At 43.2% G+C, this 26377-nt stretch carries 13 protein-coding genes and 1 tRNA gene; 12 read left to right on the top strand and 2 right to left on the bottom strand.

The annotated features are described in order from the left end of the window. The first annotated feature begins 2 nt into the window (after positions 1-2). From vgrG to SAE01_RS22315, 10 genes are all read left to right on the top strand, one after another. Complete coding sequence (vgrG, locus tag SAE01_RS22360) at positions 3-1754, top strand: type VI secretion system tip protein VgrG (protein WP_147206059.1); 1752 nt, start codon at positions 3-5, stop codon at positions 1752-1754. 10 nt (positions 1755-1764) lie between these two features. Continuing rightward, positions 1765-2043, top strand: a complete 279-nt coding sequence (locus SAE01_RS22355; protein WP_147206058.1) for a PAAR domain-containing protein — start codon at positions 1765-1767, stop codon at positions 2041-2043. Between the two features lie 72 nt (positions 2044-2115). Next, positions 2116-2523, top strand: a complete 408-nt coding sequence (locus SAE01_RS22350; RefSeq protein WP_147206057.1) for a GPW/gp25 family protein — start codon at positions 2116-2118, stop codon at positions 2521-2523. Continuing rightward, positions 2520-6290, top strand: a complete 3771-nt coding sequence (locus SAE01_RS22345) for a baseplate J/gp47 family protein (RefSeq protein ID WP_147206056.1) — start codon at positions 2520-2522, stop codon at positions 6288-6290. The genes SAE01_RS22350 and SAE01_RS22345 overlap by 4 nt, the downstream gene beginning before the upstream one ends. Position 6291: 1 nt before the next feature. Continuing rightward, a complete protein-coding gene (locus SAE01_RS22340) occupies positions 6292-9612 on the top strand; it encodes a baseplate wedge protein (RefSeq protein ID WP_147206055.1) in 3321 nt (1106 codons plus the stop codon). A gap of 11 nt (positions 9613-9623) precedes the next feature. After that, entirely contained in the window at positions 9624-12881 is a 3258-nt protein-coding gene (locus SAE01_RS22335; protein ID WP_147206054.1) for a carboxypeptidase-like regulatory domain-containing protein, read from the top strand. A gap of 2 nt (positions 12882-12883) precedes the next feature. After that, entirely contained in the window at positions 12884-14416 is a 1533-nt protein-coding gene (locus tag SAE01_RS22330) for a contractile injection system tape measure protein (protein ID WP_147206053.1), read from the top strand. Beyond that, positions 14398-15765, top strand: coding sequence for an ATP-binding protein (locus tag SAE01_RS22325; RefSeq protein WP_170234247.1), 1368 nt, complete (start codon positions 14398-14400; stop codon positions 15763-15765). Before SAE01_RS22330 ends, SAE01_RS22325 begins: the two co-directional genes overlap by 19 nt. A gap of 18 nt (positions 15766-15783) precedes the next feature. Continuing rightward, positions 15784-19698, top strand: coding sequence for an eCIS core domain-containing protein (locus SAE01_RS22320; RefSeq protein ID WP_147206051.1), 3915 nt, complete (start codon positions 15784-15786; stop codon positions 19696-19698). A 16-nt stretch (positions 19699-19714) separates the two neighbouring features. Further along, positions 19715-20572 (top strand): tetratricopeptide repeat protein, encoded by an 858-nt coding sequence (locus SAE01_RS22315; protein WP_147206050.1) that lies wholly within the window; start codon positions 19715-19717, stop codon positions 20570-20572. A gap of 606 nt (positions 20573-21178) precedes the next feature. Here the strand turns inward: SAE01_RS22315 and SAE01_RS22310 are convergent. Beyond that, positions 21179-22396, bottom strand: coding sequence for a site-specific integrase (locus tag SAE01_RS22310; protein WP_147206049.1), 1218 nt, complete (start codon positions 22394-22396; stop codon positions 21179-21181). 253 nt (positions 22397-22649) lie between these two features. Next, positions 22650-22734, bottom strand: a tRNA-Ser gene (locus tag SAE01_RS22305). A gap of 207 nt (positions 22735-22941) precedes the next feature. On the opposite strand from SAE01_RS22305, the gene SAE01_RS22300 reads away from it, so the two are divergent. Both SAE01_RS22300 and SAE01_RS22295 read left to right on the top strand, forming a co-directional pair. After that, positions 22942-24345, top strand: a complete 1404-nt coding sequence (locus tag SAE01_RS22300) for a sensor histidine kinase (protein WP_147206048.1) — start codon at positions 22942-22944, stop codon at positions 24343-24345. Positions 24346-24585: 240 nt separating this feature from the next. After that, the gene (locus SAE01_RS22295) at positions 24586-26247 is read left to right on the top strand and encodes an FAD-dependent oxidoreductase (RefSeq protein WP_147206047.1); all 1662 of its coding nucleotides are present in this window, start codon (positions 24586-24588) and stop codon (positions 26245-26247) included. Positions 26248-26377 lie beyond the last annotated feature (130 nt).

Here is a 26377-nt window from a genome sequence, read left to right as displayed (position 1 = left end):
GCATGCCAGGAAACGATCAAAACAATAATGCTGCGAGTGCCTCACCATCCTTCGAGGTTAAAGTGAATGGAGCAGCAATACCTGCCGAATACAACATGGTATCGATGATGGTATATCATGCTGTGAACCGACTCTCTTATGCCAAATTTATTTTCCTGGATGGGGATGCGTCAAAGGGAGACTTTCCGTTGAGCAATAAGCCGGATTTTTTGCCGGGAGCAGCTGTAGAAATAGCTGCCGGTTACAAAGGCCAGAACCAAACAATTTTCAAAGGAATCGTTATTAAACATTCCGTCAAGCTGAAAGAAAATAAGTCAACCTTCTTACTTGTAGAATGCAGGCATGCGGCTGTGAAAGCAACTAAGACCAGGAAGAACAAAATATTTACCGAGCAGAAAGACAGTGATATTTTCTCATCCATTCTACAACGCTACTCTATAAACGCTGATGCCACAGATACGAAGGTGGAGCATAAAGAAATGGTGCAATTCAATTGCACAGACTGGGATTTCATGATCAGTCGTGCTGAAGCGAACAGCATGCTGGTGATCACCGACAATGGCAAACTCAAACTTAGCAAACCCGATCTCGCCGCAACCGCAGTTATGGAATTGAAATTTGGAAACAACCTCCTGGAGTTTGATGCTGAAATGGATGCGCGGTACCAGTTTGATACCGTAAAAGCAATGGGCTGGGATCCCGCGACACAGGAAGCAGTAGAAACCGAGGGCACGGTACCATCGGGGTTCCAACAACAAGGAAATGTAAGCAGTAGTGACCTCGCTTCAAAAACTGGCGATGCAGCTATAGATTATAAGAATGCTGCGCCTCTTACTGAAACAGAGCTGAGAGCATGGGCTGATGCGCAGATGATGAAACATAGTCTTTCTAAAGTTAGAGGACGTGCTAAATGCCAGGGTAGCGATAAACTAAAATGCGGTGTAATCGCCAACCTCCAGGGTGCTGGCGAACGATTCAACGGAAAGACTTTTATCTCCGCTGTCCGGCATGAGATCAACCAGGGCAACTGGCTAACGGATGTTGAGTTTGGATTATCATCACAGTTATTTATAACAGAACACGATGTGAATCCATTTCCAGCTGCAGGCTTGCTACCGGGTGTGAATGGTTTGCAGGCGGGCGTGGTTACACAACTTGAGGACGATCCGTTAGGCGAGGATCGTGTACTCGTAAAGATGCCTTTGGTAGATAAAGATGCAGAAGGCATTTGGGCAAGACATGCTTTGCCGGACGCCGGTGATAGCCGCGGCAGTTTTTTCAGACCTGAAGTAGGTGATGAAGTAGTGCTCGGTTTTATCAACGATGATCCGCGCCACGCTGTGATATTGGGTATGCTGAATAGCTCCGCTAAACCGGCCGTTATCCAGGCAAAGGATACCAATCATGAAAAGGGATTTGTAACGAGAGAGAAAATGACAATCTGGTTCAACGATGAGAAAAAAACGATCGAGATCTCAACGCCTGCGGGCAACAGTATAAAACTGGATGAAGACGGAAAACAGATAGCGTTAAAGGATCAACATGGCAATGAGATCACGATGAGTAAAGATGGTATCACTATAAAAAGTATTAAGGACCTGACGCTTGATGCTGCTTCTGGCAAGATAGGCATCAGTGGTAAAGAACTGGAAGCAAGCGGCAGTACTACTGCGAAAGTAAAGGGAAGCAGCTCCGCCGAAATTTCATCCAGTGGCTCAACAACAGTAAAGGGATCATCAGTTATGATCAACTAAATAGTATTACATGCCGGCAGCAGCAAGGGTAACAGATACGACTAATCACGGAGGCATCATCAGTGGGCCGGGTATGGCAACCGTAATGATCGGCGGTATGCCGGCGGCAGTTGCAGGCGACATGCATGTATGCGCTTTGCCACCCGTGGGTCACCAACCCACAACAAGTCCTTTTACAATGGGAAGTACGACAGTGCTGATCGGAGGCAAGCCAGCTATACGTGTCGGGGATGTTTGTGCCTGTGGCGCAAGTGCGGTGGTTGGATGTTCAACGGTAATGATTAACTGAAACATTAATGAAAAAGAGCGAAACAACTGGACAGGTCAGATGAAAGAACATCGCGAATAAAATGCTTAAACGATGAATGACAATCTTCAATTTATAGGTACCGGCTGGAGTTTTCCACCTGCGTTTGACAAAGCCACGGGTAATACCGCAATGACAACGGGAGTGGAAGACATTTTTGGCAGCCTCCATATTCTTTTTTCTACTACACTCGGCGAACGGGTAATGCGACCTGAGTATGGATGTAATCTCAAAGATTATGTTTTTGATCCTGCGAACACTGCAATGGAAGCCTATATCAAGAAACTGGTAGAAGATGCGATCATCTATTTTGAACCAAGGATAACACTTGAAAAAGTTGGTGTGGACTTCCAAAACCTGGAAGGGATTATGTGGATCAAAATCGATTTCAGAATAGATGCGACCAATTCGAGAGCCAACTATGTGTATCCTTATTATTTGAAAGAAGGAACAAATATATGAGCGACGGTTGCTTTAAGAAAAATGATCTCCTGATTCCCGGCACCCGGCAGGATCAGCGCTTATACCAAGCGCTCGATCCTTCTTATGTATTACCCGATGAACGTACCGTTGCTAACCTGCTTGTGTTTATTACGAAATATGCGGAGCTGATCAATTTTTATGCGCTTAAAGGACCCGATCAAAAAGATTATGCTATTGAGGGAAACTGGCAGGCCCTCATACTTTCTGACGAAGCATTTAACTACGCGGGAATATCGGTCACTCCTTATTCATTGCCCAACATCACTTTCTACCGGTACGTCAATCTCTATGAAGCGGGTAGTACTACTGCTAAACGAAACCTGGCATACCGGGTTTTGTGGGACATTATCTTTTCGGTGTATAAGGAAATAGAAGCCTTCTACACAGCACTACCTGTTTATATGCCGTTGCGCAATGAAATAGCTACGGAAATCGGCAACGGATTGGTAACTGATTTTGGAATCGTTGCAGGTGCTTACCTGAATGATGCAGCGGCCATCCCGTCCCTGAACCTGCAGGTTTCAACCGTATCCACTGATGATGAATATAAATTCAAATTTGCCGACGACCTCATTCAAAGCGGCTTCCACAAGTTATGGATAGATAAGAGCCTTGCACCACTGGCCGATTCATGGACCGATTATGTTGCTGTTCTTAAACTTACTCCCGGGCTCGCGCTTAGCTTCTTCAATACGGCAGGTTTAATCGACGAATTTGACCGCATCGATTACTCTACAGTACAGCTAAAGCAGGTTTTCAAAAGAGCTTTTGAAGCCTATGTAAGAATAATTGCGAAGGCCACCGAGTTATTGGAAAATAGTTTGGAGCGAAGTTCAGCGCACTACGCTCATCATGGATTGATGCTTGCATTCATCAAGCTGTTTGGCATACTTCGCACCGACATGAACGAATTCACGCGCAAACATCTTGAATATTATTACAGCCGTGTTTTACAAATACATCCTGCGCCCGCTGTTCCCGATACGGCACACATCGTATTTGACCCCGCAAAAAATATCGGGAGCCATCTTATTAAAGCTGCGACTGAATTGAATGCGGGTAAGGATGGTACCGGAAAATTATTGCTTTATCATACAGAGGACGAGATCGTCATAAACGAGGCGAAGGTTGAACAACTGAAAACCATTTTCATAAAACCGTCCGGTATCAGCGGAACAATTGAGAAAGTTACTGCATCTCCTATTGCTAACTCTGTTGATGGCAAAGGTGCTGCATTTACGGGGTCAGATACCTCCTGGAAAGGATTTGGTAATGAACTGAATGCTGCGGCCATAGGATTTTTTATTGCTTCACCCGTGTTGCATCTAACAGAAGGAAGACGGGTTCTTGAATTCACCTTTTTTGCCGAGCCGACAGGCATCGCAAAAATGAATGCCCTAACGGTGACGGATATACTCTACCTGTTCAGCTTCTTTTGTTCCGGCGAAAAACAATGGGAAGAACTGATCATCAATGATGGGGTGGTGACCGATTACAATAGTGAACTATCGTTTACACCGCCTCTCTTAACTGATCTCTCCTTTACCATTCGCCTGGTGTTGTTGGCCCAGTTCAAACCCGTAGTGGGATATGATCCCCTGGTTTGTGATGGCAATCTCAACACCATCTTCCCGGTAGTAAAGTTTGTTTTGAACCAGGCTACCGCCGCGGCTTACGAAAAATTAAAGGATATAGAGATCAGCAAGATTAACATCACTGTAACCGTTGAAGATATTACCGCACTTTCGCTGCAAAATGAAATAGGAACACTCGACCCGGTAAAACCGGTGCAGGCTTTCGGGCCCTTGCCAAAAGTGGGCGCTTCGTTTTTGGTTGGTCATCATGAACTGGTGCATAAAGAGATTACCCTGCTGGAACTCAGACTGAACTGGCTGGGGTTGCCTGATCTCACTACTCATTATAAGTATAAGATTCCTGATACCGCTGCTCCTGATGGTATGAAGGATGCTACGTACCTGCCGATAGGAGCAGTAACTGATTTTACCGCTCTCGTTGAATTTATCAGGAACAAGACATGGACTACTCTTGGCGCCGGCAATAGCGCACTGGTTGCTTCCGGTAGCAACCTGAAGACGCTCAACTATAGTTCAATCACCACGATCAAGAAACCAATGAAGCGCCCGGAAGCGTATACTAATGCTCCGCTATTATTTGAAACAGGAACTACTGATGGATTCATCCGTCTTACGCTGAAAACGCCCGCCGATGCATTTGGCCATTTTAAGTGGGGATTGGTATTTGCAGCGCAAACAGTCGCACTTACTAAAGATGTCCATAACACCTTACCTAATCCTCCGTACACACCATTGCTGGAAAGCATCAAGTTAAAGTATGTTGCCACACAAGACATTAAACTGGATGTTAGTTATAAGCCTGAACAGGGAGCGTTCATACATCTTTTACCATTCGGAATAAGACCTACCCATACCAACGCGTTGCTGTTACCGGCATTTGAGACGGAAAAAAAACAGGTTGATGGAACATTAGCTTATGAACCGGTAGAATCGGCCTTGCTGATCGGAGTCAGCCATGCAGTCATCAACCAGCAAATTTCATTGCTGCTGCAGATGAACGAGGGCACCGAAGATATATCTGTTGACCCACCCACAATTATCTGGAATTATTTATCTACTTCAGGCTGGAAGAACTTTGATATGCTACTGGTCGGCGACTCGACCAAAAATTTATTAAAGTCTGGAATTGTGAAATTCCAGATACCTGCGGATGTAAATACAGCAACCACTGAATTACCCCCAGGTTTTACCTGGATCAGCGCTGCTATTAAACCGGACTTTCCTAAGTATCCTAAAATAAGTTCTCATGCTTTGCCGAAAGTGCTTGCTCTATTTACCAATGCTGTGAAAGCAAATTTTGAAGATCATGGCAACGATCCGGAACATCTTGCAAAAGCGCTACCCGCTCATACTATTTCTAAATTGTACGAGTCCGATGCTGCTGTTAAAAAAGTCAACCAGCCATATGCATCATTTGGTGGGAAGAAGATTGAATCGGGAAGTAAGTTCTATACGCAGGTAAGCGAACGGCTACGTCATAAGCATCGTGCTATCACCATCTGGGATTATGAACGATTGGTGCTCCGCGAATTCCAGGAAGTGTATATGGTAAAATGTCTGAATCATACTGGCTATGAAGTGGACTGCACGACTAGTTTGAAAAAATACAAAGAGAATATTCCAGGGCAGGTTATGCTGGTACCTGTGCCGTTTGTCACCAACCTGCAGGCAGGAAATATTTTCCAGCCAACATTTAGCACAGCGAAGCTTACCGACATAGGAAATTTTATTCATGGCGACGATAATTCCGGTAGCTGTAATAAATATTTGAAGCCATTGCATTGCCACCTCGCTCAGCTGGCAGTCGAAAATCCGAAATACGAAACGATAAAAGTAACCTGTAAAGTCCGCGTTAAAGAATGTCTTGATCAAATGTTTTATGAAGCACAATTGGTTGATGATCTTAATAATTTTTTATCACCCTGGATAACTGGTGATCCGGGTAAGATCAATTTTGGCGGAAGATTGCATGCTTCACAGGTAGTGTATTTCATTGAGCAGCTTCATTACATCGACTATCTCGAAGACCTGGAAATAGAACATAAGGACGGACTCACCGTATTGAATACAACAGAGCCGTCACTGGCAGTAGCAACTACATCGAGGTCGGTATTAACATCCTCTGGTACACATAGCATTCAAAAGGCATGATATGGCTGAACAGTACACGATAATAAAAAACAAGCCCAAACCGCTGTCGCAGGATTACGAAGCACTTCGGTTGCTGGGACTGAAATATATCGAGCAGTTCTCGAAGGATATCTGGACAGACTACAACACGCATGACCCGGGTATCACTACGATGGAATTGCTTGAATATGTAATCACCGATCTTGCCTATCGCACTGATATGCCGATGGAAGATATACTGGCAAGAATAACCACCGATACCGTTAAAGATTTTTTCACCGCCCGCGAGATATTGCCCTGCAATCCCGTAACCTTTGATGACTTGCGAAAAAAGAGCATCGACGTGGAAGGAGTTGAGAATGCCTGGATACTTCCGTATACAGATACCGTATGTTCAAGCCCTCTTGTCAATCCCGCATATTTTATCAAATGCAACCCGATACCGGGAAGTATAGACCTGAATGCAGAATTTGAAGTCGGTTTTGAACCAAGAAATATCAACGGGCTTTATCATTTCAACCTGCTCCTAGAAGAAGACGCAGTTCTTGGCGACTTAAACATACTAAGTGTTGACTGGGAAATGAGAGACCCGATTACTGGTGTGCGTAGGGCATTGGTTCGTTTTATTTTTCCATTGAACATGGGAAAAGTCTATCCCGGCAAACAAGGCGTTAATACGGGTATAGAAAAAATCGCTGGAGGTAGTATAATGAACTACACAGTCTCTGGTGTCGACTTTTCAAAAAACACCTTCGACCTGGTGCTGAACCCGGGGCTGCAGCAGATCAGCATACCTAAAGTGGCGTTTCACGTGCAACCCGTTCATACCGGCGATCTTATATCTACGCTAAAAACGGCGATGTGGGCTCACCTTTCATCGGCTAACCCGGTTGTGAAGGCCGATGTAATCGCAAAGATCCTTTCGGTATTCAGTGCCAAAGTGAAGAAGGTATCCTCAATCATTGATGAAGTCTATTGCATGTACGAACACATCCGCAACCTCTGCGAAGATGTGATCAAAATTGGTATTGTGCCTTCGCAGGAAATTGCCGTTTGCGCTAATATAGAAACTGACAATGCGGTTGACCTCGAAGAAATACTGGGACAGGTATATTTCGCTATTGATGTTTTCTTCTCGCCTCCGGTTCGCTTTTATCTATTGAAGGAACTGCTTCAAAAAGGATATCCTTCAGAGATCATATTCGAGGGGCCGCTACTCAGGCACGGATTTATACTGGATGAAGACCTGCGAAAGCGTTCACTTTTTTCAGAGATTCATGTATCCGATCTTTACAATATTATTATGAGCATCCCTGGAGTAAAGACGATCAAATACCTCCAGATCACCAATTACTACAATGGTATTCCACTTACTGAAGGTGAGTTTTGGAAACTGGTATTGAACCAGGATAAGATCAACAGCGTCACGCTGCCGATTAGCGAATTCCACCTCAATCTGGACCGCCTTCGCTCGAAGATTACTTTTTACAAAGGCAACATGCCCATCATTGCAGACAAACAGGTAGCAAACCGTATTTATAACGATCTAAAAGCAAGCTTATCCAAGCCCAGAATAAATCCAGATCTCGCCATCATTAACGACATACTCCCACCCATCGGTCAGAATTATAAACTTGACGAGTACTATTCAGTACAAAATGAATTTCCTTTTGTGTATGGCGTTAACCGTGATGGTATCCCTTCTGATGCAGACATCATTCGCAAAACGAAGATTAAACAGCTCAAGGGTTATCTTTTATTTTTTGACCAGATACTTGCCAACTATTTATCGCAGCTGGATGAAATAAAGAATCTCTATGCCACCGGTAACAGCAACAATAAAACTTATTTTTCTCAACCGGTTTATGATACACCAATACCGGATTTAACTGAAGATGACAATTTTTATTCCAATGCACCTCCACCTGCACCGCAGATGCCAGATTCAGAAAATTTGAATTTCTATGGTACTGCTGCCCTGATAAAAGACTTTGCAACCCCTAGCTTGCTAACGACAGTTGACATTGATGATACCGATGCATACGCTGTACAGTGGAAAGCATTTGCCAACGGTAAGAAGAATGCTTACCGCACAACGCTGGAAGAACTCACAGAGCCTGAAGATGATAAGCTGGACAGAAGAAACCGCTTTCTGGATCACCTGCTCGCACGCTTTGCTGAAAGCTTTAGCGATTACGCCGCCATGATGTACAAATTTACCGGCAATATGCTGGAAAGTAACAGCAAGAAGACAGCAGAAGAGATTGCCAATGATAAATTCAATTTCTTACAACAATACCACATACTAAGTTATAACCGGGGTAAAGGACAGTATTATAAATGTTGTCCTACCGGCGAATGTGCAATCGCACCCATTCCTCCAGCGACTTTAACCGCTGATGATGTGCTCGAATACGATACGTATAAGATGCCGCATCCATCTAATCCAACAGGGTTGCATAAACGAACGTCGTTAATGCTTGGAATGAATATCCACGATAACTCCAACCTGGCGTTGAATAAGTTTTTTGTGTTGCCGTCCGGTTTGCAGTTCCAGTTCGTGGTACAATACGACGGCGCTCACCAGCTAGTTTCGGTGAACCTGTATGCTACTGACAAGTTAGCGTTCGCTGCCATGGAAAAGATCGTGGAATTGATGATTGATGAAGACAATCCGGATACGGAAAATGTTTATTTCGAAGTGAAACCTTTTGGCGGCGGTCATCGGATCGAAGTAAAAGAAAGTATGGGGGCGGTTACTCCTTATGCGGTGTCTACACCGGTCTATGCAACCCCATTATTGGCACAGGAGGCAATCAAGTCGGTGAAAAAAATATTTGTTGATGAAGGCATGAAAGTAATTGATCACTTATTGCTTCGTGCATTGCCAACAATGCAACATATCACGGCTGCTGACCTTGCCGAAGGTTTCTTCCCCTTGTGTGCTGATCTTAATCCCGACTGTGACTGCCCCGTAACAGATTATTATAGCTTCCGCATCAGCGTGATCCTTCCATACTGGACACAGCGATTCCGCAATATGGATTTTCGTGCATTTGCTGAAGACACCATTCACCGCGAAACACCGGCTCATATACTTCCGAAATTCTGTTGGGTAAGCATGTATGATATGCATCGCTTTGAAAAAGCATACACCGAATGGTTTGCCGAGAATAAAAATTACAAGCCCAATATGAATGTGCTGAGAATAAAGCTGAGAGACCTTATCAAGACGATGAACACAATGACGAATGTTTATCCCGTGGGTCATTTGCATGATTGCGATAATCCTTCCACCGACAACCCTGTGATCTTGAGTCAAACTATATTAGGAACCTTTTAATTGAAGTAGAAATGGCACTCAAACTGATGGACCCGATTAACACCATGCCTTTTTTCCAGGCCAACCAGGTATTGACGTATAATCACCTGAATGAACTCGCATCCTATCTCTACCAGCAGGAACGCTATACCCGGAACAAGTTGATCGGAAGTGGTATTGTATGTGCACTAACCTTCAGTTGGAAGCCAATTGCAGCAGGCAATGCTGAAGTATTGATTGATGATGGATGTGCTGTCACGTCTGCGGGCTACCTGATCGTTTTCAAACAACCGGTAGACACAGCAGGTGTGTTGATCCCTTACACCCACCGCAGAAATTTTACCCGCCTGAAGGATTTTGAACCATTTAAGACGGTGGTCGGCGCTGGTAATCCTGCTATCTACGAATTGATCACCAAAGATGTATTTGATTCTGAAACAAGTCCTACAAAAGCCATCCTTACTGATGCGAACAAGACCAACCGGGTGTTGATACTGTTATATGATATTGAGGCGCTGAATATCGCAAAATGTCTTGATGAGAGTTGTGATGATAAGGGGAAAATCTACCAATACACGCCGCGTCCGTTATTGGTTCCCATTGCGGTGATCGATGACATACTTAATGCTCCTGATACGCAACCATTTTTTACTGAACCGGGCCGGTCAGCAAAGGCAAAGCAAAGTTTACTGTTTGAGACCGACTACCTCTATCTTAAAAATCTTTTCAAGGCAGCGAATCTCATGAATGTGAGTACACAGGCGCAGCTTGTAGACCTCTTTAAAGCACCGTGCCTCGATCCTGAACTTGCCATCATGTCCACCACCATCAACAACCTCGTTGCAAAGTTCCCGTGGATATTCGATACGCAATTCAATTGCATGAAAATCGAGGTGCCGGCATTGGCAGGACAAAACCTAGGCAGCTTCCTTCAATCGCAGTCGCAGGCGTTTCGAAACAATGCGGCGAATAATATCTATATGCAATACCTCTACGACTTTCTGAGGGATGTGGTAGATGCTTATAACGAACTATACGCGGCAGTAAGTGATTTAGTTGGTGAATGCGGCGGAAACGAGTTCATACATCCTTTTCATGTTATGCTTGGCCGGCCAACTACAAACGATACGCTATCCTGTTATCATGAAGTAAAATACAATGAAACCAACTTTAAATACCGTCACTATTTCGTTCCCTCACCAGTAATGGATGGTCAATTCATGCTGTATGAGAAAACGCAGAGTCTGTTCAAACGATTGATAAGGATAATCGCAAATTTCAGTGCACCTGCTGCTAATGATATCATTATTAAGGTGACGCCAAGCAAAGACTACGACCGGTCGCTCGGTGATCGTGCTATTCCCTACTTCTACCTGCAGGCGGCAATAGAGAATATCAGACGTGTCTGGAACTATGATGCCACGCGCCGCAATAAGATCAGCCGGATAAAAGGTTATAAACTTCCATTTTCGCAAGATCAGTTGTTGGAAGAAGATACTTCCAAAAATGATTTTTACAGGATCGAGGGACATATTGGAAGCAATCCCATAAATGTCAAAGCTGCCATCGACACCTTGCGCACCACTTATAATCTTCCTTTTTCTGTCACAGCTATCTCCATTCAACCAGATACTAAAACAGTAAATTGCTCGTACACTGATCTTGATGAAGAATACAATTACTATCGCGATCGGGTACTTGGTTATCTTAAGGAAATTCAAAGATGGCTGGCTTTTGTAGAACCGATTTTTACCGGCAGTGGAGGAAGTCCCGAAACGAAAAAGTTCTTCCAGGATTTTAAGATGGGGATCGACACTATGGCTAAGTTGCTGAAAGAAATTCGTTGTATTAACAAGTTCCCTTATGATAAATTTAAAATCGCCTACCTACTGATATGGGAAGCTTTTCTTGAGCTATATGCCAATGGTTTGAAAAGCAATACAACAAATGCCACGCAGGCATTTAATATAGTACTTACTATTCTCAACCTCATCTTCTTTGCACCGATATATAAAATTTGGTATTTCTTTCAGTACAGGCTTGCATTGTTAAAGCAAACCGAAACCAGTAGTTTGAAATTGCTAGCTGGCAAAACTACCGGCCTGGAACATCTCGCAGGTGTAAGGCGAGGTGAAACTTTTCTGCTGGTAACGGACACCGGTACCAATACTGTCGTTGCGGATTTCAATATGCCTGACCTATTGGGTTGCTCGTGCGATTGCAAAACGGCGCCTTGCGATGGAAAGAACCTGGCGCTGGTATCCCCACTCGAGAAACCGATTATTATGGTTGTGGACTACAACTATAAAACGGAAAAAGCATTGATTAAGCAGAAAGCGTTCTTTGATCCTTTAAAAAAAGAATACGTACTCGAGCTGGATGACATGGGCTTCTATAAGGGCGACACCAGGATCGATATCAAAGTAAAGGTTGTGGACGAAAAAGGAACGCCTTTTAATGATCTGCAAGTAACATGGCAATCGGATAAGCTTGTAATGGAATACTTCATAAATGAGAATCCTAACAAGGACGGGATATTTAAATTGTTTTATGAACTGACTGGTGATTTCGAAGAAAAGATTGTTGAGGGAATTATATTCCTGGTGATAATCGGAAGGGTCGCCGGAGCAAAAATGGAAGAATTCAATGTACCCGTGGAAGGAAGGGTGAAACCTTTCTATCCTTACGACAAAGAAGCGCTGAAAAAAACAAAACCCGAAATGAAATTTGAAGGCGACTTCAGGACAAGAGTCGTCGGCGGTGAAAGAGTGAAAGTATACACTACGCCTACCGGCAACGAGTTCGGCATATATAAAGACAAGAGCGGTTTGTCGTACATAAAAGTAATCAATGCGAAAACGCCGGGTGTCGAAGAAATACCGTTTATACTCGAAGCAGGCGGTACCTCCTCAAGAAACTCGGTCTACGTAAACGTTATTGATAAAAAAGATAAACTACGAACTGATACATTAACAGGTGTTATCACCGATGACCAGGGTCAGCCTTTGAGGGACGTGAAATTGACAACCAGCACAGAAAAAGAAGCAGTAACTGATGAAAGAGGTCAATATAAGATTAGTGGCTTGAGAGCCGGCGAGGTGATAACAGTTGAAAGAAAAGGGTACAAACGAACAGTACTGCAAGTGAATAGTCGAACAAACCCAGAAGTGAAACTGCAGAAAGCACCTCTGATCGACATCAAAGGACTGGAGGATGTAAAACTTTTCGGCAATATCGGAAGCTTCGCGGAGGGGATTGATTTCAATGCACTGAAAAACTTTATCAGATAATCATGCCTCCGCATAATAATCATATCATTCAGACAGTATGCTTCGATGCTTACGCCTCAACTGAAGAAGCTGCCCATGAGTTTACCGATAAGATAAGCAGCATTAAAACAGAATCGTTGTTAACACAAGTGTTCGCTCAATATGATTATGTTCCGTGGAAGATACGGATCGATCAACTCGAACTGGATCTTGGTCATTTAGAGGCTGACAATTTTGGTAGTATTGAAGAACTGATCAGGAACCAACTGGAAGAAGTGCTTGCGGATAAGCTGGCGCATATAAATGGCGTAGAAAAACGGCAGGCGTTTACTGAACAACCGCAACACGCGTTGGCGCCTGAAAATATCGGATCAGGAATTGAGACACTTCTCCACTACCTGGTCACCGGATCCCTACCATGGAATATTTATGGGAAACCCGACATGGAGGTGCTGCTGGTGGAAATATTAGAAAACGAAATAGTGCCGTTCAAAAGATCCATCCTGTTACAACTGTCCCGGCGGCATGTTGTTGAACGCTTGGCAACCGCTTTTAGTTTTCCCACTATTCGTTTACTTGGGGAAAAGATAGTGGGCAGAGATCAAACGGTTGCGGTGGAAGAGATAGTCGTAACAATAAAAAATCAATTAAATGCAGCGCGTATAAGAATCTCCGAAACGGAGCTCGCAGTCACGATGCTGACAAGCTTACATGAGTCCATCAAAACAGGGAAGGATTATGATATGGTATTCATTAAGCAATTATTAATTGTTCTTATTAAATATGATGCACAAACGCTGGCAGCAATAGTTGGACAGATCGAGATTGTCATCTCAGCAGAAACTTCCCCTTCTCGGCGGGAGCTGTATAGATCTGCACTGGAACAGGCATCGCGATTAGTGATTGCAAAAGAATTGCCTCGCGGACAGAAGTTTGAAAAAGCCGGGAATGATAGCATCAGTTCCCCGGAGTTGCCAGCTAATAAAAGTGAAGCAAGTTATGATGATGAAAGCAGTCTTGCTGATGCAGAGGACTATGACCAGAATCGGTATTTCATCGACAACGGCGGTTTGGTATTATTAAATGCAGCACTGCTACAAAGATATTTTCATCAATTAGGCTGGGTAAAGGGTCAGGCGACGGCGGACGAATCAGCAAGACATAAGATCATATTATGGCTTGACTGGCTGATATGGGGTGAACACAAGGTTCACGAATATGGGTTACTATTAAATAAAATATTCGCTGGGGTTCATCCATTCGAAATATGCGATGTTAGGCTATCATTAGCACCACACGAAAAAGAAGCTGGCGTAGAGTTTCTTCAAACAATTATTCATCATTGGAACATACTTAAAAATACAAGCATCGATGGTTTCCGAACCACTTTCCTGCAGCGGCAGGGTAGGCTGATAAATGACGACGGGGGATGGCAGTTGCACACGGATTCTAAAGGATACGATATACTCATCGACAGCCTGCCATGGAGCTTCAGTATAATTAAATTTCCATGGATGTCAAAACCCCTGTATACGCAATGGCAAACAAGAACCTGATACATAACGCCGCACATCTTCAAAAAGATCTTCATTGGCTGACTGCGGTGCTGGAAAGCCGGCTTACGTCTTTTGTTCAAAAGAAAAAAGAAATGCCATTTGCGAAAATGCCGGCGCCCGCATTTCACTCACCGGTTTCCGTTTATCAGCAGTTTATCAGATCCTTCGAATTGAACGACACAGAGCGGATGATCCTGCTGGTCTCCTTGTTACCTTATGTGGACCCTCACCTTGTCGAGCGTTCGTTGGCAAAGTTTGGGATAGATAACAGGCAGCTCCCCGATATCGGTGGTATCAAGGGTTCGTCACATGGCGGTTTAATTCCAACAGGTGAAACCGTTTTCTTTCTCATTGCCGGTAGTGATCTTCAAAAAAGATTGGAATGCAGCCTGCTGTTTTCTCCGCAACATAAGTTCTATACAAAAAACATCTTGAAGCTGCAGGAGATATCTGCTTATGAGCCGGAAACTAGTGGCGTCATTCTTATTTCGAAAGATGTGTTGCATATGCTTACTACTGCAACGACGTATCAACCCTTATTCAATTCAAATTTTCCCGCCAGGCTCCTCACCACCAATTTCAAATATGATGAGATGGTGCTGGCTAGTGAGACGGAGCAGCAATTGGAGGAAATACGAACATGGTTGGACCATAAAGAGAAATTACTTGGTAAATGGGGGTTCGGCAACAAAATCCCAGATGGTTTCAAATGTCTCTTTTATGGCCCCTCCGGTACTGGCAAGTCTTTGGCTGCGGCGTTGATCGGGAAGCAAAACAATCTGCCGGTTTATCGGATCGACCTGTCAATGGTGATCTCGAAATACATCGGCGAAACGGAAAAGAATTTATCAAGGATATTTGACGCAGCAGCAAACAAAAAATGGATTTTATTTTTTGACGAAGCCGATGCACTATTCGGCAAACGTTCGAATATCCAAAACGCCAACGATCGATTTGCAAACCAGGAAGTCTCGTACCTCTTGATGAGGATGGAAGAATATGAGGGGCTTGCCATTCTTGCCACCAACCTTAAGGGCAATATCGACAAGGCATTTCTCCGCCGGTTTCAACTCATTACCCATTTCCCGCTACCTGACAAAGAACAGCGTCAGCGTTTATGGCGACAAAGTTTTTCGCCGAGTACGTCCTTCGCTAATGACGTTAACCTGCAAGCGTTGTCTGAGAACTTTTCACTCACAGGAGCGAATATCATGAACGTTGTCCGGTACGCTTCAGTGATGGCATTGAAGCAGGGAAACAATATTATCACCAGTGAAAATGTGATTATGGGCATCAAAAAAGAATTATCCAAGGAGTCAAGTCTGTCCGGTGATAATCTGAATTCATAACTGTCTAAAAGCAATGCTATGGGCTTCATTGGAAAAACAAATTCTTCGTTGGCCAGTAAAGCAACACCGTTCAGTATGGCAGATGCTTTGCCAGTGCAGGCGAAGCTCACAGTCAGCAAGGCCTCAGACCCGGCGGAGAAAGAAGCGGACACCGTTGCAAGTAGGGTAGTGGACGAACAAAAGGAGAAGCGAGCTCATACGAAAACAGCAGATGACAAAAAAGACAATGCGGCGAAGGAACCTTTGACAGAACCGAATGTAGAGCCGAAAAAAGAAGGGTTAAAGACGAAGGAAGATAAGGACAATAAGGAAGTTCAGAAAATGGGAAGCCGGAAGGAGGAAAAGAAGGCTGCTAAAAAAGATGACGATAAGCAGGATAAGCTAACAAAGAAAGACGACAAGAAACAGGAAGCGAAGAAAGCGAGTAGCGAGAAAGAAGAAAAAAAAGTTGCTAAGCAAGACGATGGTAAAAAAGATAAACTAGCAAAGAAAGACGATAAGAAGCAGGAAGCGAAGAAAGCGAGTAGCCAGAAAGAAGAAAAAAAAGTTGCCAAGCAAGACGATGGTAAAAAAGATAAACTAGCAAAGAAAGACGATAAGAAGCAGGAAGCGAAGAAAAAGGGAAATGAAAATGAAGAAAAGAAAGCTGCAAAAAAAGACGATGATAAGCAAGATAAAGTAGCGAAGAAGGAGGAAAACAATAAGGATAAGAAGCCTGTAGACCAAGAAAAAGATAAAAGTGCAAAACCAAAATCTCTACATCGCAAGGACGTACCAGCTCCGGTTATCCATCAAAAGCCGCAGGAGAAACCGCTAGCCACTGCTTTAGGTCGTAAGGAAGGTGGTAAAGAAGGAGACACCAAACAACAGGACGATCCTGAAAACGATGAGGCGAAATTGCAGGCCATTGAAGAAAAGATCAATGCCAAGAAAGGTTCTGGTCGCCCACTGAATGACCAGCTGAAGGCTGACATGGAGCAATCCTTTAAATATGATTTCTCTGAAGTAAAAATCCATGATGATAAAGAATCTGCAGAGCTTTGCGCTTCACTAAATGCACAGGCGTTTGCTATTGGGAACGATATATTTTTCAATACAGGGAAATACGATCCTGAAAGTGACCGTGGCAGGGAGCTGATTGCGCATGAATTAACCCACGTTGTGCAACAAAAAGACCAGGTACTGCGGGCTATTGCTTACCGTAATCCTACGCCGTCGGATGGTGGAGGAGCAACAGATGCAGGTAAGATCGTCGGAAGCCAGATCGTTATTCCGTCCATCGAAGTACCGCAATTCAAATCGCGCAATACAGGAAAGTTTGGCACCAGCGCTACGCGCAAAAAAAATTACAGCCGCAAGGCAGCCACTGGTGGCAAAGCACAAACAGAGATTTGGAAAAAAGATCCGGGTATTGCTGCAGGTGTTAAGACCGCTGTTGATGGCTTAAAGACTAAAGCAGGTAAAAAGCCGTCCTTACCAGATGTATATTTTTTGAAGTGGAAGGGGATCAAGTTATTCGGTAAAGAGGAGACGTTGATAGAAAACAGCAAGGTGCCATTATGGAATGCATCCGGAGAAGTTTCAGCATTCGATGTAGACCACATCCTCGAGCTGCAATTAGTTGGTGGTGAGAACACGATTGATAATATGGAGCTGCTTAATTTTTCAGGCAATCGCAGTTCTGGCTCGCAGATCAGCAACAATGTTGAAAAGGCTGTTCAAAATTTCATCACCAAAACAAATCAAGCCTTCAGCGTTGATGATGCGATGAAGGACTACGAGATAAAATTTGAGAAAGTATCTTTTACAGGAAAAACAGAAAAGAGCAGCAAGGGAAGTGGTGCTGACGGATATTGGTCATTCGACCAGGTCCAAAAGGGACAGCACCTGAAGAATTTCGAAAAAATGACCGACCGGGAAATAGAACAGGTTGCCGGCAAAGAAGATAATCCTATTGCTTATACTTCGGAAGGAGGCGGTGCGATGTTACGTAATGATTCGTTGAAGCGCATGCCCGGCTTTGAAGGAAATATAAATCTGTCCAAAAGCGGGGCGGTTGCAGGAACGATTACCGGCAAGTTCAACCCCAATCCCAAGATTTTCGAACCCCTTGATAATATTTCGATCAACATATATACAATGGATGGGGTTGACTTTGGTGGTTTCATGAAGCGAAGGACCCGGGGTGGCGGAAATCTTGAAACTGTACTCAGCAATCTTAAGGTAAAAGGGATGAGCCCTATTGAACTGGATTCAGCAGAGATGCTTCCGGATGTAGGTATAGTGGCAAAAGGAAGAATACAACCTTCCGTTGAAATCATCAAAGACCTTTACATCGATTTTTCTATTGAAGGTAAGAATGTAATACTGAGCAGGACCTTTAGCTCCGGTAATATAAAAGGCATTCCACCTCCCTTAAAAGTAACTGATGCCTCGTTGATTGTTTTTGCCAATGGTGGTACCGCTGCAATTGGTGTAACAGGCAAAATCAATTTTGAAATCAATAAGGTTGGAAAGGGCGAGATCAGCGCTACAGGCGATACTAACGGTGTGTTCAAGCTCATGGGAAATTTTGAGTTTGATGAGAAACTGTTTGGTGGTGTGAAAGCAAATGTAAAAGCCAGCTACGAGCATACGGAAGGAGGAGAGGATAAATGGGATGTTAATGGCAATATCAAAATACCAAAGGGAAAAATTAAGGGCATTGATAGCGCAGAGATCAATGTGAATTACGCTGACAGAATTTTCAAGGCAGACGGTTCCGCGAAGTTTGGTATTCCCGGACTTGAAGACGGTAAGATGAGCGTTACTTACGGCAATGATCAGTTGCTGATCGAGGGGGAAGCAAATTTCAAGCACAAGTTCATTAAAAGCGGTAAGGTAACAGCAAAGGTTGAAACTGCCGGTGAGGAAACAAAAGTTTCGATGTCCGGCAATGCGAAACCTAATATTCCCGGTATTGATTCAGACCTCACCGTAAGCTATGTTGATGGCGTATTTACAGTAAGCGGCACTGTTGGTTATACAAAAGGCAGGCTGGCGGGTACCGCTACCGTAGGTGTTACTAACCAGGCGGTAGGCGCTGACGGCAAACCGTCGGGAGGACCAGGTGAAGATCTCAAAGTATTCGGGGGCGGGTCATTGACTTTGAAGATAACGGATTGGCTGCAGGGCACGGCCGGCGTTACTTTCAAGCCCGATGGAAATATCGAAGTAGTAGGCAAGATTGGCATTCCAGCAGCAGTAAATATTTTCGAAAAGAAGGAGATCAAGAAAGAGATATTTAAAGCGCCTACCATTGAGATTCCATTGTTTGCTATTCCGGTTGGGAGCAGGAGTATCGGACTTGTTGCAACAATTGGGGGCGGCGCAGAAGCCTATGCAAGTATTGGTCCCGGTCAATTAACGGATGCAGCGGTAGAAGTCAAATACAACCCGGCAGAGGAAGAAAGTATGTCCATCACCGGTAATGCAAAATTCAAGGTACCGGCCGAGGCAGGTCTTCGTGTCTATGTTCGTGCAGGTATTGGATTGAGTGTTGGTATTGCACGTGTATCAGGAGGCATCGAACTCGGTGGTGCACTGGGTATAGAAGGCGCTGCAGAGGCAGGTGTTGTCGTGAACTGGACGCCTGCCACTGGATTCAAGCTTGATGCAGAAGCTTCGTTATCCGTTCAACCCAAATTCAAGTTTGATGTAAATGCCTACGTGGAGGCGGTGCTTGATCTTTGGGTGACAGAATTCAGCAAAGAGTGGAAGTGGAATCTGTATGCGTTTGAATGGGGTCCTGCTATGAAGTTCGGCGTAAAATTCCCCGTACATTATGAAGAAAATAAACCTTTTGAAATATCACTTGACGATGTAAAGTTTGAAGCACCGGACATTAGCGTAAGTGATTTTGCGAAAGGTATCGGCCAACAATTATTCGGTTAATCTTAAAACTTTTCTTATGCAGTTAAATGATACGATCAACAATGCCGGTGTGCAAACGTTCCTTACCGGCGACCTGGACGCGGCAGAGAAAAAATTCAGGGAAGCAGTTAAGGCTGATGCCAGGGATTCATCTGCGTACAATAACCTTGCTTTCGTACTACAGCAAAAAGGGAAACTTTCCGAAGCAGAAAAGACCGCGAGGAAATCGTTGAAAATAAACGCCGAGAGTTCCAGCGCCTGGCTTAACCTTGGTAATATACTCGTGCAGGAAGGGAAGGGCGAAGAAGGAGTAGCATGCATTAGCAAAGCGATCGAGCATAATCTCCAAAACGTTTTCGCCTGGGAGAGTCTCGCGACCGTAGCCATGCTACAACAAGATTTCCAGGCTGCAGAACAGTGTTGGGAAAAAGCACTTGCCTTAAAACCGGACCAGGTAAAATACTGGATACAGCTGGCGCTTGTAAAAACCGGTTTGAAAAAAGCTAATGAGGCGGTAGCGTGCTTGCACCGGGCTATTGAACATGATGCCAACAATGCTTTTGCCTGGAGTCAACTCGGTATTATGGAGTTAATGAGACAAAATTTTGGAGTTGCTGAAAAGGCATTCTTCCGTGCGCTTGCAATTGCTCCCGATGATGAAGCATCCCGTTATCATCTTGCACTGGTATATCTTTCACAACAGAACATAGAAAAAGCAAAAAAAGAATTTGATAGAATACTTTTAATAAACCCACATAATGTAAAAGTGATTACCGAAAGGGGCTTACTCGAACTTGCTGACGGAAATGATGAAAAGGCAAAATGTTTTTTTGCTTCCGTACTTAAAATATCTCCAAATGATTTAAGGGCTAAAAAGTACTTAGAAAAAATTTAGTAGATGAAAACTTTTCATTTTTGTAAGTACTAAGAGCAGTACACAAAGACTTAACTAACGTAAAGCTCAGCAGAACCTTTCTACATCCACTTTAGCTGTCTTGCAAATACCTTTTATAAAGTTAAAGAATCTTCGCCCGTACCTTAGTTCAGCAGACTGCAAGTTCAAATCATTCAATTTTGCAAAGCAATAAAGAAGACACCATAGATGCTTATAAAGCCAGAGCCAAACAATGAAGAAATAAACAAACGTTTTTCCCAAAAGCGAAAGAAAAAAATGCAATCTCATCGCTTGTAAATCAAGGGACAGTTATGGAAGCCGAAATCGTACAAACAGTACTAACTGAAGTGGTTGAAGACCTTCAGGAATTAAAGCAACAAAATGCAAAGTTGGTATCAGTTGTGTCTGATCGAATAATAAAGTAAGCACATGTAAGCCAATGCGCTTACATTCCTCTATAAAGAAAGTAATCTTTTCGATATTGCCGGCATGGTTAAGAACGCTTACTCTGTATTCCGTGGGGTAGTGGGCCTTTAGGTAGGCGGTCTCGTAATCCACAAAGGCGACTGTTCTAACAGTTAAAAGTGCACTTCGCTTCTTTCCCTGCTAAATCCTATCCTCTAATTTACCCTTCAACGCTTTCATATCCTCCCCAACTTTGATATCCAAAATTTTAGCATAGTGTTGAGTGGTACGAAGATTTGTATGACCAAGCATTTTTGAAACAGTTTCAATAGGAACACCATTACTTAAGGTAACGGTAGTCGCAAAAGTGTGACGGGCAATGTGAAAGGTCAAAACTTTATTTATACCACACACGTCTGCAATTTCTTTTAAATAAGCATTCATTTTTTGATTGCTTAATACCGGTAATATACTTCCGGACATACATTGAGGATTGTCTTTGTATTTATCTAATAACCTTTCCGCGACTGGCAACAAGGGTATTCTTGAAGCGGTATCTGTTTTTTGCCTTTTTGTAAATATCCATTGTTCGCCGTCAACACCTACACCTATCTCATTTCTTTTAAGCTTTTTTACATCTGCATAAGCAAGGCCAGTGTAACAACTAAAAAGAAAAATATCTCTTACATGATTAAGGCGAGCAGCTGGAAATTCTTTTGCTGCCATCGTCTGTAATTCATCTTTTGATAGAAATGGTCTTTCAACTTCGCGTTTAGTTAATTTAAAGCCTACAAAGGGATCTTTTTGAAGGTAACCATTTTTAATACAGAGCAATACAACTTTTTTAAAATTTGCCAGGTACTTCATTGTGCTGTTATGGTTGCAATTCCTTGTGGTTTTTAGCCAAAAGGCATAATCATTAATAAACTCATAATTAAGTTTGGTCACTTCGATATCCTGGACCTTATATTTCCATTTAATAAAGCTTCTCGTATGATCGAGTGAGGTTTTATAACGCTGGAGAGTTGCAGGAGAAAAGTCTTTCCCAATTAGCTGGGCCACCTGCCGATTGTGGTTTTCAAAAACTTCCAGGATTTTGTACACCTTTACATCAACTCCAAACCACTTCTCCTTAAAAGTTTGATAGGTAATTTCTTTTCCGTCATGTAAAAGCTCTCGCTCGGCGGTGTGGACTTTGTGTTTTATTGCATCGAGAAAACTATTAAAAGATCTGGCCTCAGCGTGCGCGCCTTTCATTTTGCCTCGAGTATTTGACCATTTCGACAGCTCTACAAAACGTTTTGTTGTTTGCTCTATTCGCTGCCCATCAATGGTAATTCTTAAATAGATAGGAACTAAATTGTCTCTGTTAGTTGAAGCAATTCTGCTGTAAAAAAGAATACTGATTTTGTGATCCATTTTATACCTCCTTATTTTTTAATAATCAAATCAATAAAAACTCCTCTTAAATGCTACTTTTAACACCGTGAAATGCAGTAGCAGTAAGGGTTTTAGAGAAATTCGGTTGACCAAGTTTACATGAATTTGACGGTCAACCGAATTTGTCACCAGAACTTTGAGTTTATTTGATACGATTTGAAGGAGAAGACAACAAAAAAGCCCGTAAAACTTGCATTTTACGGGCTTTTAATACTCTTTTATCGATTATCAGCGGAGAGTTAGGGATTCGAACCCCAGGACCTGTTACAGTCAACAGTTTTCAAGACTGCCGCAATCGACCGCTCTGCCAACTCTCCGGCGCAAAAGTACGGGTTGAGTTATAACTACAAAAAAAACTTTCAATTTTTTTCACTTTTCTTTCATACGTGATAGAACAACTTCCGTAAAGTATAATTTATTGGGAGAGAGGTTTAAGAGAGTGACTTCACCCTCGCCTTCGTGACGACAAGTACTTCATAAGGCAATCGTTATTATTTTTATGGTTCCCTAACAACCAATCTATCATGCAGGCGGTAACGGCTAAATGGCTACAATTAATAGAAGCATTTCATGATGTTCCCTTGGAGCAGCTTCAATGGTGGATTGATAACAGCAACATCAAAACGTTGGCGCAGGATGAGTTTTTGTTTAGAGCGGGAGAGCCGGCTTCCGGCACGCACGTACTTATCAAAGGCAGGGTAAGGCTTTACATGCCGCAGAAAAACAGCGTACGTATTCTTGGGTTTGCCGAAGAAAAAGAAATCACAGGCTACCTGCCTTATTCAAGGGGAATGGTTTCAAAGGTAGACGCACAGGCAGTAGATGAGGTGGAAGTAATGACGTTTCCAATCGAGAAAATAAATGAACTGATAGTAAAGAACTTTGAACTGACAAGTGCGCTGGTGCACGTGATGACATCAAGAGTAAGAGAGTTTACGACGATGCAACAGCAGAATGAAAAGATGATGGCCCTTGGGAAATTATCAGCTGGTCTTGCGCATGAATTAAATAATCCAGCATCAGCAATAGTTCGCGGTTCAATCTCTCTTAAGCAGCACTTGCAGTTGCAACCGGAAACTTTCAAAGAAGTAATCTCCATTAAGATGACTGCTGAAGAAGTAGAAATAGTGAACAATAAAATGTTTGAGGTACTTCGAAGGAAGGAGAAACCTATACTAACGCTTATGCAGCGCATGGCGTTAGAAGATGATTTGGCCGAATGTCTCGACGGACATGGAGTAAAGAACAGTACAGAGCTAGCTGAGAACTTCATCGAATTTGGGTTTACATGCGAGGACATGAATGAGTTCTCGGAGCTTGTGCCACCTGCATATTTATCTCCTGTGCTTAACTGGATCAACAACAATTTAGTTACGGAGAAGATGGTAAACGACATACAGGAGTCATCTCAGCGAATAGAAAAGTTGGTCAGTGCAATTAAGAACTTTACACACATGGATCGCGACCGCGATAAGGAGTATACAGATATTCATTCGGGTATTAAAAACACACTGACGATGTTGGAGTACAAGTTTAAAAAAGGCAATGTAAAGCTGGTGGAGGACTATGACGTGACACTTCCGAAAGTGAAGGCGTTTGTAGGAGAACTAAACCAGGTTTGGACCAACCTTTTAGATAATGCACTGGACGCAATGGAAGTAAACAGTCAGGGCAAACTAGAGATCAAAACAATAAGAGACGGAGGATTTATAAAGGTCTCAATTACTGATGATGGGCCAGGAGTACCAGACGATATTCAAAGCCAGATTTTTGATCCGTTTTTTACAACCAAGGAAATAGGGAAGGGGACAGGTCTGGGCCTTGATGTAGTTACAAGAATTATTAGACAGCATGACGGTTCTGTTGAATTAGACTCTATACCCGGAAAAACTACATTCGAGGTACGGTTACCGATTGACGATTTATAAATTACGATTGCTACTTTCGCCTTTTTTTCGATGCTTTTTAATTTTTAGTATAAGTGTGTGACACAACGATGATGCAATGAAAAACGATGTTCGGTAAAAAATTATTTTAGGTAAATGAAAACTGGTAAAGACAGCTAACATTAAAGGATGTATATCATTGATTTAATAATTTAGAATAATTGTTTTTATAATGTTGCTTGCCCAGCCTTACTTCCTAATTATGTTTAAACAATCGACATTATGAATGAGCCAATAATATTTTGTATTGATGACGATGTGCAGGTTTTAAGAGCTATCAGCCGCGACCTTAAAACCCAATTCAGGAATGAGTATAAAATTCTAAGTACCCCTTCTGTTAGTGAAGCTTTAGAAAGCTTACTTCAACTAAAAAACCAGGGAGACAAAGTTGCGCTTATTGTATCTGACCAGCGAATGCCGGAGATGGATGGCGTCACTTTTTTGGTTAAGGCCCTTGATCTTTTTCCTGAAGCTAAACGTGTTTTATTGACCGCTTACTCAGATACCAGTGCTGCCATCAAAGCTATTAACGAAGTCAAGCTCGACTATTACCTGATGAAGCCGTGGGATCCACCTGAGGAAAAGTTGTATCCTGTCGTAAAAGACTTGTTAGACGAATGGCAACATGACTACAAACCCGACTTTAGGGGAATGAAATTGATAGGGTACCAGTTCTCACCCAAGTCGCACGAAATAAAAGAATTTTTGGCGGGCAACCTCATACCGTATCAATGGTTTGATGTGGAAAGAAACAAGGAGGGCTGCCGAATTTTAGACGCCAACAACATACAGGAAAAAGACTTGCCGGTGGTGCTTTTTGAAGATGGTACTTTAATGCAAAAACCGACGATTAAAGAGATTGCAATTAAGATAGGTTTAAATCCGTCGCTTAAAAATGACGTGTATGATGTGGTAATTATAGGTGCAGGTCCGGCAGGGCTCGCTGCCTCTGTCTACGGTGCCTCCGAGGGCCTCAAAACTTTGTTGATAGAACGCCATTCTCCTGGTGGACAAGCCGGCACCAGTTCGCGCATAGAGAATTATCTAGGCTTTCCTTCAGGTCTAAGCGGTGCCGATCTTACGAGGCGTGCCATGACCCAGGCGACTCGCTTCGGAGCCGAATTTCTTGCACCTACAGACGTGAAAGGTATAAGGGAGAAAGACGGTTACAAAACCATTTTACTCGAGGAAGACAGGGAGATTGTTACGCGTTCCGTTGTGATTACAACAGGCGTAGATTATAGAAAGTTGGAGACAAAAGGTATCAGTGACTTTTCCGGTGCGGGTATTTACTACGGGGCAGCTATGACTGAAGCAGCTTCGTGTAAAGACAAGGAAGTGTACGTCGTTGGCGGCGGTAATTCCGCTGGCCAGGCCGCCATGTACCTCTCAAAGTTTGCCAGGAATGTGTATATAGTAATCAGGAAACAAGACCTCACTTCATCGATGTCATCTTACCTGATTGACCAGATAAATGGTGCTGCTAATATTACAATTTTGGGTACCACGGAGATAAAAGAAGCAATGGGCAAAGACAGGCTTGAACAAGTTGTAATAGGCAATATCCAGACGGGAGCAACGGAAACAAAGCAGGCTGATGCGTTATACATTTTCATCGGTTCCAGGCCGTACACTGATTGGCTTTGCGAAGCCGTGATCAGGAACAAAAAAGGATTTATCGAAACCGGCAGAGATGTAAAAGGCTATGATGATTTTGGTAGAATCTGGAAACTCGAACGGGAACCTTATTTGCTTGAAACCAGTGCTCCTGGCATTTTTGCCGCCGGCGATGTTCGTGCCAACGCTATGAACCGGGTTGCTTCCGCGGTGGGTGAAGGCAGTATGGCAATTAGCTTTGTTCATAAGTACCTGGCTGAAGTATAGATTGCATTTGAATGAAAAATATTGAAGTACCGGCATTGGATTTTTTAATCGACATCGTTGCGTCGCAAGCACTTCATCGGTAAATCTTTAGTGATCTTAATTATGATAGACGGACATCATCATAAACTAA

This window comes from Segetibacter aerophilus (genome assembly GCF_007991655.1).
In the GTDB taxonomy this organism is placed as follows: domain Bacteria; phylum Bacteroidota; class Bacteroidia; order Chitinophagales; family Chitinophagaceae; genus Segetibacter; species Segetibacter aerophilus.
The sequence above is the reverse complement of the archived record's forward strand: the minus strand, read 5'-3'. Positions and strand labels throughout refer to the sequence as shown.

Bases quoted from the DNA above. Each gene is read 5' to 3' on its own strand.
- SAE01_RS22310 (WP_147206049.1), bottom strand. From the start codon at position 22,396: ATGGATCACAAAATCAGTATTCTTTTTTACAGCAGAATTGCTTCAACT.
- SAE01_RS22300 (WP_147206048.1), top strand. From the start codon at position 22,942: ATGCAGGCGGTAACGGCTAAATGGCTACAATTAATAGAAGCATTTCAT.
- SAE01_RS22315 (WP_147206050.1), top strand. From the start codon at position 19,715: ATGCAGTTAAATGATACGATCAACAATGCCGGTGTGCAAACGTTCCTT.
- SAE01_RS22340 (WP_147206055.1), top strand. From the start codon at position 6,292: ATGGCTGAACAGTACACGATAATAAAAAACAAGCCCAAACCGCTGTCG.
- vgrG (WP_147206059.1), top strand. From the start codon at position 3: ATGCCAGGAAACGATCAAAACAATAATGCTGCGAGTGCCTCACCATCC.
- SAE01_RS22330 (WP_147206053.1), top strand. From the start codon at position 12,884: ATGCCTCCGCATAATAATCATATCATTCAGACAGTATGCTTCGATGCT.
- SAE01_RS22320 (WP_147206051.1), top strand. From the start codon at position 15,784: ATGGGCTTCATTGGAAAAACAAATTCTTCGTTGGCCAGTAAAGCAACA.
- SAE01_RS22355 (WP_147206058.1), top strand. From the start codon at position 1,765: ATGCCGGCAGCAGCAAGGGTAACAGATACGACTAATCACGGAGGCATC.
- SAE01_RS22345 (WP_147206056.1), top strand. From the start codon at position 2,520: ATGAGCGACGGTTGCTTTAAGAAAAATGATCTCCTGATTCCCGGCACC.
- SAE01_RS22325 (WP_170234247.1), top strand. From the start codon at position 14,398: ATGGCAAACAAGAACCTGATACATAACGCCGCACATCTTCAAAAAGAT.
- SAE01_RS22350 (WP_147206057.1), top strand. From the start codon at position 2,116: ATGAATGACAATCTTCAATTTATAGGTACCGGCTGGAGTTTTCCACCT.
- SAE01_RS22295 (WP_147206047.1), top strand. From the start codon at position 24,586: ATGAATGAGCCAATAATATTTTGTATTGATGACGATGTGCAGGTTTTA.
- SAE01_RS22335 (WP_147206054.1), top strand. From the start codon at position 9,624: ATGGCACTCAAACTGATGGACCCGATTAACACCATGCCTTTTTTCCAG.